This is a genomic window from Actinomadura meyerae, from assembly GCF_900188445.1.
Lineage (GTDB): Bacteria > Actinomycetota > Actinomycetes > Streptosporangiales > Streptosporangiaceae > Spirillospora > Spirillospora meyerae.
Genome location: NZ_FZOR01000028.1, coordinates 22,813 through 35,789 on the forward strand (window position 1 = coordinate 22,813; position 12,977 = coordinate 35,789).

Sequence of the window (12,977 nt, forward strand, 5' to 3'; positions counted from 1 at the left end):
ACCGTGGCCGTGACCGTGGTTCCTCATGGGTCCACGATGAACCACGAATCCCGTTGCAGCACCTCGACAACTGCGCTGTCGTCGCAGGTACACGGCCTGTGCCGGTGCGGGCCCGTCGTCGGTGCGGGCCCGTCGTCAGTGCGGGCCAGTTGTCAGTGCGGGCCAGTTGTCAGTGCGGGTTGGTCGCCAGTAGCTCCGCCAGGAGGTCGTCCAGCGTGACGATGCCCGCGAACTCGCCGCGCTCGTCGTTCACCACGGCGAGCTGGGCGTGGTCGCGGCGCATGCGGCTGACCGCGTCCAGGACGGTCGCCTCCGCCGTCAGGACGGGCGCCGGGTGCGCCAACTCGCCGGCGCGGCGGTCCCCGTCCGGTTCGGTGATGGCGGCCCGGACGTGCACGATGCCGGTCATCGCCCCGTCCCCGGACCGGACGAGCAGCCGGTTGTGGCCGCTCGCGGTGGCGGTCCGGCGGATCTGCGCGATGGTCGCGTCCGCGCCGATCGTCGTGACGGACGTGGCGGGCACGACGAGCCGCCCGACGGTCGCCTCCCGCGCGGAGATGGCGCGGCGGAGCAACTCGTGGTCGTGCCGCCCGATGAGGCCGAGGCGGCGGGACTCGCCGACCAGGTGGCTGAGCCGGGCCGGGTCGGTGTGGCTGTCCAGCTCGTCCTTCGGCGTGACGCGGAACAGCCGCAGCAGCCCGTTCGTCACCGCGTTCAGCGACGACAGGATCGGCCGCGACACCTTCGCGAACGCGCGGAACGGCAGCGCCAGGATCAGCGCGGAGCGCTCCGGGTGCGCGATCGCCCACGACTTCGGCGCCATCTCCCCGACGACCATGTGCAGGAACGTCACCACGGCGAGCGCGGTGCCGAGCGCGATGGCCGTCACGCCCGCTTCGGGGACGCCGAGGGCGTGCAGCGGCGGTTCGAGGACGTGCTCGAACGCCGGCTCGGTGACGATCGCGAGGCCGAGGGAGCACATCGTGATGCCGAACTGCGCGCCGGCGAGCATCAGCGACAGCTCCCGCACGCCCGCGACCGCGGCGACGGCGGGGCGGCTGCCCTTGGCGGCGGCGCGCTCCAGCTGCGGCCGGTTGGCGGCGACGAGCGCGAACTCGGCCGCCACGAAGAAGCCGTTCCCGAGCAGCAGCAGGACGGTGACCAGCAGCGACGGCAGCAGGCTCATGACACCTCCACCGACGGCGAGCGCGGCGCCGGGACCGCCGCCGGGGCCGTCCTGATCAGGATCTTCTCGGCGACGCGGCGGGCCAGGCTGACGACCTCCAGCTCGACCGAGCCGGAGTCGAGGGCGACGGTCAGCCGGTCGCCGGCGCGCGGCAGGCGGCGCAGCTCCGCCATGACGAGCCCGCCGATGGTGTCGTAGGCGTCGCCCTCCGGCAGGCCGAGCCCGGTGAGGCGGCCGACCTCGTCGATGCGCATGCCGGCGTCGACGAGCCAGGACCCGTCCGGCCCGGACGTCGGGACGACCTCGAACCCGTCGGTCTCGTCGGTGATCTCGCCGACGAGCTCCTCGGCGACGTCCTCGAAGGTGAGGATGCCGGCGAGGCCGCCGTACTCGTCCACGACGCAGGCGAACTCCTGCCGGGACTCGCGCATGTGCTCGATCACCCCGTACAGCGGCTGGCTGCCGGGCACGAGCAGCGCAGGCCGGGCGATCTCGCCGACCGGGGTGGCGGGGTCGAGGGTGTCGTCGGCGACCTCGCGGACGCCCGCGACGCCGACGACGTCGTCGACCTCCGTCCCGTACACGGGGTAGGCGCTGTGCCCGGTCTCCCGGATCAGCTCCACCAGCTCGGCGACGGGCGCCGTCGACGGCAGCGCGCGGACCTGCGGGCGCGGCACCATGACCTCGTCCGCCGTCAGGTCGCCGAAGGACAGCGCGCGGTCGAGGAGGCCGGACAGGTCGGCGGGCAGGTGCCCGGTACTGCTGGACCTGCCGATGATGTCGCCGAGCTCCTCCAGCGTCGCTCCGCTGTGCAGCTCCTCCACGGGCTCGACGCCCACGGCGCGCAGCAGCCGCTCCGCGGCACGGTCGAACAGCCGGATGACCGGGCCGGCGACCGTCAGGTACACGAGGGTGGACGAGGCGAGCGCGCGCGCGAGCGACTCCGCCCGAGCCAGGGCGAGATTCTTGGGGAACAGCTCGCCGAGGAGCATCTGGATGAGCGTCGCCAGGACGAAGCCCGTGGCGAGCGCGATCGCGCCGGTCGCGCCCGCGGGGACGCCCAGCACCTCCAGCAGCGGCTGTATCAGCTCCGCGAGCGCGGGCTTGGCGATGAAGCCGACGACCAGGGTCGTCATCGTGATGCCGAGCTGCGCGCCCGACAGCATGAACGACACCCGGCCGATGACCTTCAGCGCCCTCTTGGCGGACGTGTCGCCGCTCTCGGCGGCCTGCTCCAGGGTCGCGCGGTCCGCGGCGACGTAGGCGAACTCCTGGGCCACGAAATACCCGGTGGCTGCGGTGAGAAGGATCACCGCGAAGACTCCCAGTGCCGCGCTCAGCATGGGGCACCAGGTCTATGACTGGGGTCCGACACTGCGGACTCACCACTCCTCTCGTAGACGGACTACCTGTCGTAACGTCACTTCGTTCAACGACGTTCCCGGTCCAAAGGGTACGGCTCGGCGCCCGCGCGCGCCGTGCGCGTGTACACGGCTTGCCCCGCGGGCATGGGCGAAAGCACCTTGTCTGGGTTAGTGTCACGGATCACACTTGTATGCGAGCGAACGTCCGATAGTGGTCCGGTCCGTGCTCCCAGACCGGTGCCGCAGAGGGCATGCTCGGGGGGACCGGAGAAGCGAACGCGGGGCAGACGTTGGACCAGAGCGGGGCCGGGGCCGCCGCGCCCATGAGCCGTGAAGGCGTCGACCATGCCCTCCGCACGCTGCGCGACGAGCGCGAACGCATCTCCGCGTCCCTGGTGGAACTCGACCGCCACCCCGGCGTCCGGCTGCTGACGGGCGCCCGGCTCACCGGCGAGACCTGGCGCCGCTGGGAGGACGCGCAGGCCCGCCTGACGACGCTGTGGCGGCTCTTCGACGCCTACCAGACCGTCCTGGACGGGGCGTGCGAGCTGCGCGCCCGGTCGCCCCGCCCGGACGCGGAGACGCTGACGGAGCTGTCGGAGCTGCTGTCGGGCCGCTCGGTCGAGGTGCCGGGCGGGGAGATCCCGCTGGAGCACCGCACGCTGCTCGGACCGCAGGAGGAGCGCATCACCTTGGACGAGGCGGTCGCGATGATGTCGGACGCGTACGAGTTCGTCGCGGGCGAGGTCGCCGCCGCCGACGCGGCCTGGACGGCGCTGCTGGTCCCCCTGGAGGAGGCCGAGGAGAGCTGGCGGGAGGCGACCCGCCTCGCGCACATGCTGGACGGCACCCGCCACCCCGAGCTGGACCGGGTCGGCCGGGAGCTGACCGCGCTCGGCCGCCTGGTGCGCACCGACCCGCTGTCGCTCGTCCGCGACGGCCGCCCGGACACGGCCCGCCTCGACCGCGTCCGCACCGTGCTGAGGGCGCTCGGCGACGAGCTCGCCGGGGTCGCCCGGATGCGCGACGAGTACGCCGACCTCGTCGCCCGGATCACGGCCGTGATCGAGGAGACCGAGGACACCGAGCGGCGGGCCCTGGAGACCTACGCGACCGTCCTCGCCAAGATCCACTCGCCGAACCTGCCGGCGCCGCCGCAGGGCCTCGGCACCGCCCTGCGCGACCGGCTCGCCGCGCTGGAGCGGCTCCGCGAGGCGGGCCGCTGGGTGGAGATGGCGGGCCGCTTCGCCGAGCTGGAGCGCGCCGCCGAGGACGCGCTGGAACGGGCGCGCGGGGAGTTGCGTCTGAGTGCCGGCCTGCTGGACCGGCGCGGCGAGCTGCGCGGCCGCCTGGAGGCGTACCGCGCCAAGGCCGCCCGGCTCGGGCTGGCGGAGGACGAGCGGCTCACCGACCTGTACGGGGAGGTCCGCGAGGTGCTGTGGACCGCCCCCTGCGACCTGCGCCGCGCGACGGCGCTGCTGGTCGAGTACCAGCGGGCCATCAGGGCGAGCGAGACCGAGACGGGGACGCGGCGATGAACCGATGCACCCAGCCCGGCTGCACGGGCGAGGTGGACGCGGACGGCTTCTGCGACGTCTGCGGCATGGCCCCCGCGCCGCCCGCCGAAGCCCCGCCCCTGCCGCCGACCCCGGCCACCCCGCTCACCCCGGAGCCCGCGAGCTCCACACCCGCCTCCACGCCCGCCGGGTACTCGCGTGCGGCGCCGGCGCGGGTGCCGGTCGCCGCCGTCACCACGCAGACGCCGCTCGCGCCGCCGACGAGCAGGGAGCCGCACCCGTCCGCGCCGAGCGGCACGGCCGGGGGCACGGCCGGGGGCACGGCCGGGGGCACGGCCGGGGGCACGGCCGGGGGCACGGCCGGGGGCACGGCCGGCGGCTCGGCGGCGGGGTCCGGCCGTGGGACGGTCGGGTCCGGCCGGACGGCCTCGCGCGGCGGCACCCGCGGCACCGGCTCCAGCGGCTCGGCGCGGCGCGGGATGCTCGGCGCCGGGCTCGTCGAGGTGCCGCCCGTCCCGGCCCGCGACCCCGCCTCGGCGATCATGGAGAACCCGGAGGTGCCGGAGAACCGGCGCTTCTGCAGCCGCTGCGACGAGAAGGTCGGCCGCAGCCGCAACGGGCGGCCCGGCCGCACGGAGGGGTTCTGCCGCAGCTGCGGGCACCCGTTCTCGTTCACCCCGAAGCTGCGCGCGGGCGAGATGGTCGGCGGGCAGTACGAGGTGCTCGGCTGCCTCGCGCACGGCGGCCTCGGCTGGGTGTACCTGGCCCGCGACCACAACGTCAGCGAGCGCTGGGTCGTGCTGAAGGGCCTGCTCGACACCGGGGACGCCGACTCGCTCGTCGCCGCGACCGCCGAGCGCGCGTTCCTCGCCGAGGTCGAGCACCCCAACATCGTCAAGATCTACAACTTCGTCCAGCACGGCGACTCCGGCTACATCGTGATGGAGTACGTCGGCGGGCGCTCGCTGAAGGACATCCTGCTCAGCATCCGCGACGAGCACGGCGACCAGGCGTCGCTGCCGCTCGGCCAGGTGATCGCGTACGGGCTGGAGGTGCTGAGCGCCCTCGGCTACCTGCACGGCGTCGGGCTGCTGTACTGCGACTTCAAGCCGGACAACGCGATCCAGTCCGAGGAGCAGCTCAAGCTGATCGACCTCGGCGGGGTCCGCCGCGCGTTCGACGTGGACAGCCCCATCTTCGGGACGCCCGGCTACCAGGCCCCCGAGATCGGCACGCAGGGCCCGTCGGTCACCTCCGACCTCTACACGGTGGGCCGGACGCTCGCCGTCCTCAGCTTCCCGTTCCGCGGCTACACCGGACGGCACCTGCGCAGCCTGCCGCCCCGCCACGAGGTCCCGCTCTTCCAGCGGCACGAGTCCTACCACCGGCTGCTGCGCCGCGCCACGCACCCCGACCCGGCCCGCCGCTTCCAGAGCGCCGCCGAGATGGCCGAGCAGCTCACCGGCGTGCTGCGCGAGGTGCTGGCCGCCGAGGACGGGCGGCCCCGCCCCGCGCCGTCGCCGCTGTTCGGGCCCGAGCAGGCCACGGCCGGCGCCGAGATCGTCACCGCCCTGGACGGGGAGCCGGCGGCCATCCTGCCGCCGCTGGAGCCGCGGGCCGCCGCCGCGGCGCTGCCCGTCCCGCTGGTGTCGCCCGCCGACCCGGCCGCCGCGTTCCTGTCCGGGCTGACCGCCCGCGACCCGGCCGAGCTGGCCGCCGCGCTCGCCTCCGCGCCGGTCGCGTCCCGCGAGGTGCGGCTCGCGCTGGTGCGCGTCCGCATCGAGCTGGGCGACCTCGACGCCGCCTCCCGGCTGCTGGAGGAGATCGCCGCCGAGGCCCCCGACGACTGGCGCGTCGACTGGTACCGGGGCGTCCGCGCCCTCGCCTCGGGGCAGGGCGGCGAGGCCGCCGCCGTGTTCAACGACCTGTACGACCTGGCCCCCGGCGAGCAGGCGCCGAAGCTGGCGCTCGCCTTCTGCTACGAGACCGCCGGAGACATGCGCAGCGCCGGCCACTACCACCAGACGGTGTGGCGCACCGACCCCACCCACGTCAGCGCCGCGTTCGGGCTGGCCCGCACGATCCTCGCCGCCGGCGACCGGGCCGCGGCCGAGCGCGTCCTGGACTCGGTCCCCCGCATCTCCAGCCACTACCTGGCCGCGCAGCTCGCCGCCGTCGCCACGGTCGTGCGGGGCCGCAGCCCCGGCGAGCTGAACGCCGCCGTCCTGATCGAGGCGGGCCGCCGCCTGGCCTCGCTGCGCCTGGACACCGAGCGGGCCGCCGCGTTCACCGCCGAGGTCCTGTCGGCCGCCCTCGCCTGGCTCCGCGCGGGCCGCGCCCCGATCCCGGCCGGCGTCCGGCAGCGGATCCTCGGCACCGACATGACCGAGCCCGCCCTGCGCGCCAAGCTGGAGGAGACCTACCGCGTCCTCGCCAAGCTCGCCGACGACGCCGGGCACCGGCACGCGATGGTGAAACGCGCCAATGCCGTCCGCCCGAGGACGCTCTTCTGACCATGAACGCCGACCAGCGCACCCCCGCCGCGCCGTGTTCCGCCTGCGGCGAGCCCGCCCACACCCGAGACCGCTACTGCGAACGTTGCGGCACCCCCACCCTCCCCCCACGTCCCGCCTGGACGACCCCACCCACCGCACCCGTCGCCCCCGCCCGGCGACCCGCGCTGACGCCGGATGTCGTGCCCATGCGAGGCGCTGCGCCCACGCGGGGTGTCACGCCGACGCCGGACCTTGCGCCTGCCCCGGTAGGCATGCCCGCGCCCGGTGTCGTGTCTTCTGCCGGGGTCGGTGGGGGTGTTGCGCATTGTGCTGTGAAGTGCGTGGATTGTGGTGGGACGGAAGTCGGGGCGGACGGGTTCTGCGGGCGGTGCGGGTTGCGGCAGCCGAGTGGGCGGGAGCACGTCGAGGTCGGGCTCGGGGCGGCCGGAGCGGCGGTGAGCGACGTCGGGCTGCGGCGGCGGCGGAACGAGGACGCGGTCGCGCTGGCCGAGCTGCCGGGCGGGGCCTGCGCAGTGGTGTGCGACGGGGTCGCGACGGCGCCCGGGTCTGAGGAGGCCGCGCGGCGGGCCGCGGACGCGGCGGCGGCCGTGCTGTCCGGACGCGTGGCGGCGGGGATGGACCCGCGTGCCGCGACGCGGGCGGCGGTGGAGCGGGCCGCCGCGGTCGTGGCGGGGCTCGGCGGGGAGCCCGGATCCTCGCCCGCCTGCACGTTCGTGTCCGCCGTCGTCGACCCGTCCGGTGTCACGGTCGGATGGGTCGGGGACAGCCGGGCGTACTGGCTGTCGGCCGCGGGGTCGTGCGTCCTGACGCGGGACGACTCGTGGGCCGAGGCCATGGTCGAGCAGGGCGCGATGTCCGCCGAGGAGGCGCGGGCCGACGCGCGGGCGCACCAGATCACGGCGTGGCTGGGCGCGGACGCCGGTCCCGTCGAGCCGCACGTGGCGGCGTTCCGCCCGGTGGCGCCGGGGCTGGTCGTGGTGTGCAGCGACGGGCTGTGGAACCACCTGCCGGAAGCCGCCCGCCTGGCGGCGGTCGCGCTGGGCGGGGACGGCCCGGCCGGTGCGGCGCGGCGGCTGCTGCGGGCGGCGCTGGACGCGGGCGGGCACGACAACGTGACGGTGGCGGTGCTGCCCGGCCCGCCGCCGGGAGCCGGGAGAGAGCGGGGCAGATGAGCGGGTTTCCGGAGTTCACCGTCCGTGTGGACCAGAACGCCTACCTTCCGGCGGGCGGGCGGGAGATGCACGCGATCGTGACGGTGGAGGCGCGCTCGTCCGGCGGCGGCAGCGGCGGGGGTGGTGGCGGCGCCCCGGCGGCGGAGGTCATCATCATCGACACGTCCGGGTCGATGTCGTACCGGGGGAAGATGGCGGCGGCGAAGCGCGCCGCGCGGGCCGCGGTGAACGTGCTGCGGGACGGCGTGCACTTCGCGGTCGTCGCGGGCGCGAACCGGCCGCGGATGGTCTACCCGCAGGGGGAGCGGCTGATCGCGGCGGACGAGGCGTCCCGGCGCAGCGCGGTGAACGCGATCGGGCGGCTGGAGGCGGCCGGCGGGACGGCGATCGGGTCGTGGCTGCGGCTCGCGGAGCGGCTGTTCGCCGAGCACGGCGACGCCGTCCGGCACGCGATCCTGCTGACGGACGGCAAGAACCAGCACGAGTCGGAGGAGGAGCTCGACGCGGCGCTGCGGGCGTGCTCCGGGCGCTTCCTGTGCGACGCGCGCGGCGTCGGGACCGACTGGGAGGTCGCCGAGCTGCGCAAGATCACTTCGGCGCTGCTGGGCGGGTTCCTGGACGTCCCCGACCCCGCCGACCTGGAGGCCGACTTCCTGGCGATGACGCGGGCCGCGATGGGCAAGGAGGTCGCGGACGTCACGATGCGCGTCTGGACGCCGCAGCAGGCGCGGCTCCAGTTCGTGAAGCAGATGGTCCCGGCCGTGGAGGACCTGACCGGCCGCCGGGTGGACTCGGGCGCGCAGACGGGCGACTACCCGCTCGGCGCGTGGGGGACCGAGTCCCGCGAGTACCACCTGTGCGTCGAGGTGCCGCCCGGCGACGTCGGGCGGCAGATGCGCGCGGCCGGGGTGAGGCTCCTCGCGGGCGACCGGGTGCTCGGGTCCGGGAACGTCCTCGCCGAGTGGACCGACGACGAGGCCCGCTCGACCTCGATCAACCGGCGGGTCGCGATCCACACCGGGCAGTCCGAGCTCGCCGAGGCGATCCAGGAGGGCCTGGAGGCGCGGCGCCGCGGCGACGAGGACACCGCGACCGCCCGGCTCGGCCGCGCGGTCGTGCTGGCGCGGGAGGTCGGCAACGAGCAGATCTCCGGCCTGCTGGAGCGGGTCGTGGACGTGGTCGACGAGGCGTCCGGCACGGTCCGGCTGAAGCGGGACGTGGCGAAGGCCGATGAGATGTCGCTCGACACCCGTTCCGTCCGGACCGTCGTCACCCGGCCCTCCGACGAGTCGGGAGGCTGAGGCCGATGCCCGTCTGCCCTAACGGGCACGCGTCCGCGGACGCCGAGTACTGCGACGTGTGCGGCGACGCCATGGGCGGCCCGCCCCGCCCCGCGCCCACCCCGCCTAGCCCTGAGCCCGCTTCGCCTCGCGCCGAGTCAGCCTCGCCCCGCGCCGAGTCAGCCTCGCCCCGCGCCGAGCCCGCCGCCCAGGAGCCGGACAAGCCGCCGGTGTGCCCGCACTGCGGGACGCCCCGCTCGGGACGCTTCTGCGAGGCCGACGGCTACGACTTCGACACCGGCACCCTCTACACCGTCGAGCTGGCGATCGACCGCGCGGCGCGGGCGGTGCCGCTGGTGCCGCAGCCGCGCACCGGCAGCGCCCCGGCCGCGACGCCCGGCCCGGTCGCGCTGATCACGGCGGACCGCGCCTACTTCGACACGGTCGTCGCCGAGATGGGGCCGGACGCGGCGGGCCTCACCTTCCCGCCGTACTGCCCGGAGCGCCGCGTCCCGCTGAGCGGCGGGCAGGTCAGGATCGGGCGGCGCAGCGTCTCCCGCGGGCTCCTCCCCGAGATCGACCTGGGCACGCCCCCCGAGGACCCCGGCGTGTCGCATCTGCACGCCGTCCTGCTGGCGCAGCCGGACGGCTCCTGGAACCTCGTCGACCCCGGTTCGACGAACGGCACCACCGTGAACGGCGGGACCGAGCCGATCCCGGTGAACGTGCCGGTGCCGATGGGCGACGGCGACCGCATCCATGTGGGCGCCTGGACGACCATCACGCTGTCCCTGCAGGAGGGCCCGCCATGACGATGAGTCCCGCGCGGCCGGCGGCCCCGGCGCCCCCCGCCGACACGAGACCGCAGCGCGGCGGGCGCCTCCGGGCGTTCTTCCGGGGCGGCTGGACGCGCACGATCCCCGGCCGCATCCGCGCGCACGCCGCACTGTGCCTCGCCGCGCTCGTCGCGCTGCTGGCCGTCCTCGCCGTCGCGATCGGGAACGCGCGCGACTCCGTCGAGACGATCGGGCGCGACGCGGGCCCGCAGGTCGTCGCGACGGGCACGCTGTACTTCGCGCTCAGCGACATGGACGCGCAGGTGTCGAACATCCTGCTGATCGGCCGCGAGCACAACCTCGGCATCGGCTACGACGCGTCGCTGCGGACCTACGAGAAGCGCCGCGCGGACGCCCACGCCGCGGCCGTCCAGGCCGCGCAGCTCGCCGGGCGCGACCCCGCGCTCAAGACGACCGTCCAGGAGGTGCTGGACGGCCTCGGCCGCTACGAGTGGCTGGTCGGCCGGGCGATGCAGCTCGACGCCCAGTCGAACCACGCGCCCGGGGAGCTGCCGCAGCAGGTGATCGACGCCTACCGCGAGGCGTCCGACCTGATGAAGCTGCAACTGCTGCCCAAGGCGTACAACATCACCCTCGACAGCGGCGCGCACGTCCGGCAGTCGTACGAGACGAAGCGGTCGGCGGTGCTCGCGGGCCGCACCTGGGTCGCCGCCACCGGGCTCCTCCTGCTGCTGCTCCTGGTCGCGACGCAGCTTTACCTGGCGCGGACGTTCCGCCGCGTCCTGAACCCGGCGCTGGTGCTGGCGACGCTCGGCACGATCGTCCTCACCGCCGTCGGCGCGGGCCTGCTCACGGCACACGCGGGCCACATCAGGAAGGCCAAGGAGGACGGGTTCGACTCGATCCTCCAGCTGTCGCGCGCGCGGGCGATCAGCCACAGCGCGTTCGCCGACGAGAGCCGCTACCTGCTCGACCCCGGCCGCGCCGACACCTACGAGCAGACCTACCTCGACAAGTCCCTCTCGGTCCTCTACCCGGACATCGGCGACAAGCCGGTGAACCTGGAGAACTACTACGCGGGCCTGGAGCAGAAGGTCGCCCCGTACAAGCCGGGGCAGGGCGCCGTCCCGTTCCTCGGCTTCTTCGGGGACGAGGCCCGCACGGCGGGCAAGGGCCGCGAGGCGGACACGCTGGCGAAGACGCTGGCGGCGTACCGGGTCGTCCAGCGCAACGACGCGGAGATGCGGCGGCTCGCGGCGTCCGGGAACCGCGCCGGGGCCATCGACCTGCGGATGGGCCGCACGTCCAACGCCATCCGCGACTTCGGCGCCTACGACGCGGCGCTCGGCGAGCTGACCGCCGTCCACCAGGACGCCTTCGACGAGGCGATCGAGGACGCCGGCGGCGGGCTGCGCGGCTGGAACGCGGTCCCGCCCGCGGGCACCGCCGCCATCGCCCTGCTGGTGCTCGCGGGGATCCGTCCCCGGCTGGCCGAGTTCCGCTGACCGGAGGAGAGCAGCAGACCATGCGCGCCACCACCATTACCCGGGCCGCGGCCGCCGCCGCCCTGGCCGCCGCGGTCCTCGCGGGCTGCGGCCTCGGCGGCACCGAGAAGAAGTCCCTGGCCGGGAAGGACTCGCTGGTCATCGGCGTGAAGGAGGACCAGCCCGCGCTCGGCGTCAAGCGCCCGGACGGGACGTACGAGGGTTTCGACGTCGACGTCGCCACCTACATCGCGGGACGGCTCGGCGTCCCGAAGAGCCGCATCACGTGGCGGACGACGAACTCGTCCGTCCGCGAGGAGGCGCTCGCCAAGGGCACCGTCGACATGATCGTCGCGACCTACTCGATCACCCCGAAGCGCAAGATGAAGGTCACCTTCGGCGGGCCCTACTACGTCGCCCACCAGGACACCTTCGTCCGCGCCGACGCCGCCTCGATCCGCGACGTCCGCGACCTGAAGGACAAGCGGATCTGCGAGGTCCGCGGCTCCAACTCCTGGCGCCGCGTCATCGAGGAGCGCAAGGTCGCCGCCAAGCCGGTCACCGTGGACACCTACGGCGCCTGCATGGACGCCCTCGCCGCCGGCCGGCTCGACGCCGTGTCGACCGACGACCTGATCCTCGCCGGGTTCGCGGCCGGCCGTCCCGGACGCATGATCAACGCGCCGTTCACCGACGAGAAGTACGGCGTCGGGCTGCGGAAGGGCGACCTGAAGGGCTGCGAGGAGGTCAACCGGGCCATCACCGCGATGTACCAGGACGGCACCGCCGAGCGCCTGCTCACCAAGTGGTTCGGCAAGTCCGGGCTGAAGCTGACGACGAGCGTCCCCCAGTTCGAGGGCTGCACCTGACCCGCGCCGCGCTCCGCCGTCCCGTCCGGGACGTCACTGCGTGGTGGTCGAGGGGAACGAGACGATCGCCTCGCGCAGCGTGTCGAAGATCGGGATGAACTTGTCGATCCCGGTGATGCGGAAGACCCGGGCGACGCGCGGCGGCAGCGCCACCAGCGCGATGTGCGCGTCGCGGTCCATGGCGCGGCGGTTGGCGGCGACGAGCGCGTTGAGGCCCGTCGAGTCGCAGAAGGTCACCTCGCGCATGTCGACGACCATCGGCTCGCCGGTGTCGACGACCTCGAAGAGGGTCTCCTCGAAGCGCGCCCGGGACACCACGTCGATGTCGCCCTTGACGCGGACGACCGTGGCGCGGTCGTCGCGCATCAGGCTGATGTCGAAGTCCATGGTCACCTCACGCCCCACTCGGGTGGTACCCCGGCCATCCCAGGTGACTCCTCAGGATCGCGCACCCGTGCCCGCATTCCAAGCCTCCACCGGGAATGGGGACCGGGCCCGCCGCCCGCGTCCCGGACCGTAACGCCGTACGGACGCTCCTGCGTGTCCCAGGTCCCGACTCTACCCGACGTGCCGTCCGCCGCGTCCGGATGCGTCCGGGGTCATCCGGGAAACGGAGGCAATAACTTACTCAAGAGAAACTTACTGGATGGTAAGAATGGTCCGCCAATCCCTCGCGCAGCCCGCTTGACCTGGGCTTTGGCCATTTCTTACCCGTCCGGCGGCGGGAAAGACGGACACTGGCCCGGGGGCGGATCGGCGCAGAGGTTACAGTGGCGGTGGCGAAATTCGGGA

The 12,977-nt window shown here is 74.5% G+C and carries 10 protein-coding genes; 7 read left to right on the forward strand and 3 right to left on the reverse strand.

The genetic code is table 11. From position 1 onward, the window contains the following. Positions 1 to 169 precede the first annotated feature (169 nt). Entirely contained in the window at positions 170 to 1,186 is a 1,017-nt protein-coding gene (locus CHF16_RS25620; protein ID WP_089328693.1) for a hemolysin family protein, read from the reverse strand. Continuing rightward, positions 1,183 to 2,499, reverse strand: coding sequence for a hemolysin family protein (locus CHF16_RS25625; RefSeq protein WP_245869214.1), 1,317 nt, complete (start codon positions 2,497 to 2,499; stop codon positions 1,183 to 1,185). Before CHF16_RS25625 ends, CHF16_RS25620 begins: the two co-directional genes overlap by 4 nt. Before the next feature lie 374 nt (positions 2,500 to 2,873). On the opposite strand from CHF16_RS25625, the gene CHF16_RS25630 reads away from it, so the two are divergent. From CHF16_RS25630 to CHF16_RS25660, 7 genes are all read left to right on the forward strand, one after another. Further along, positions 2,874 to 4,088, forward strand: a complete 1,215-nt coding sequence (locus CHF16_RS25630) for a hypothetical protein (protein WP_089328762.1) — start codon at positions 2,874 to 2,876, stop codon at positions 4,086 to 4,088. Then, complete coding sequence (locus CHF16_RS25635) at positions 4,085 to 6,580, forward strand: serine/threonine-protein kinase (protein ID WP_218826831.1); 2,496 nt, start codon at positions 4,085 to 4,087, stop codon at positions 6,578 to 6,580. Before CHF16_RS25630 ends, CHF16_RS25635 begins: the two co-directional genes overlap by 4 nt. Positions 6,581 to 6,957: 377 nt before the next feature. Then, positions 6,958 to 7,755, forward strand: a complete 798-nt coding sequence (locus tag CHF16_RS25640) for a PP2C family protein-serine/threonine phosphatase (protein ID WP_218826832.1) — start codon at positions 6,958 to 6,960, stop codon at positions 7,753 to 7,755. Next, a complete protein-coding gene (locus CHF16_RS25645; protein ID WP_089328696.1) occupies positions 7,752 to 9,056 on the forward strand; it encodes a VWA domain-containing protein in 1,305 nt (434 codons plus the stop codon). Before CHF16_RS25640 ends, CHF16_RS25645 begins: the two co-directional genes overlap by 4 nt. Before the next feature lie 5 nt (positions 9,057 to 9,061). Beyond that, the gene (locus tag CHF16_RS25650; RefSeq protein ID WP_089328697.1) at positions 9,062 to 9,847 is read left to right on the forward strand and encodes an FHA domain-containing protein; all 786 of its coding nucleotides are present in this window, start codon (positions 9,062 to 9,064) and stop codon (positions 9,845 to 9,847) included. Continuing rightward, entirely contained in the window at positions 9,844 to 11,337 is a 1,494-nt protein-coding gene (locus CHF16_RS25655; RefSeq protein ID WP_089328698.1) for a hypothetical protein, read from the forward strand. The genes CHF16_RS25650 and CHF16_RS25655 overlap by 4 nt, the downstream gene beginning before the upstream one ends. Before the next feature lie 20 nt (positions 11,338 to 11,357). Then, positions 11,358 to 12,185, forward strand: coding sequence for a glutamate ABC transporter substrate-binding protein (locus CHF16_RS25660; RefSeq protein ID WP_089328699.1), 828 nt, complete (start codon positions 11,358 to 11,360; stop codon positions 12,183 to 12,185). Positions 12,186 to 12,218: 33 nt separating this feature from the next. On the opposite strand, the gene CHF16_RS25665 is transcribed toward CHF16_RS25660, so the two are convergent. After that, positions 12,219 to 12,572: an STAS domain-containing protein gene (locus CHF16_RS25665; protein ID WP_089328700.1), complete on the reverse strand. Its 354-nt coding sequence runs from the start codon at positions 12,570 to 12,572 to the stop codon at positions 12,219 to 12,221. Between the last annotated feature and the right edge of the window lie 405 nt (positions 12,573 to 12,977).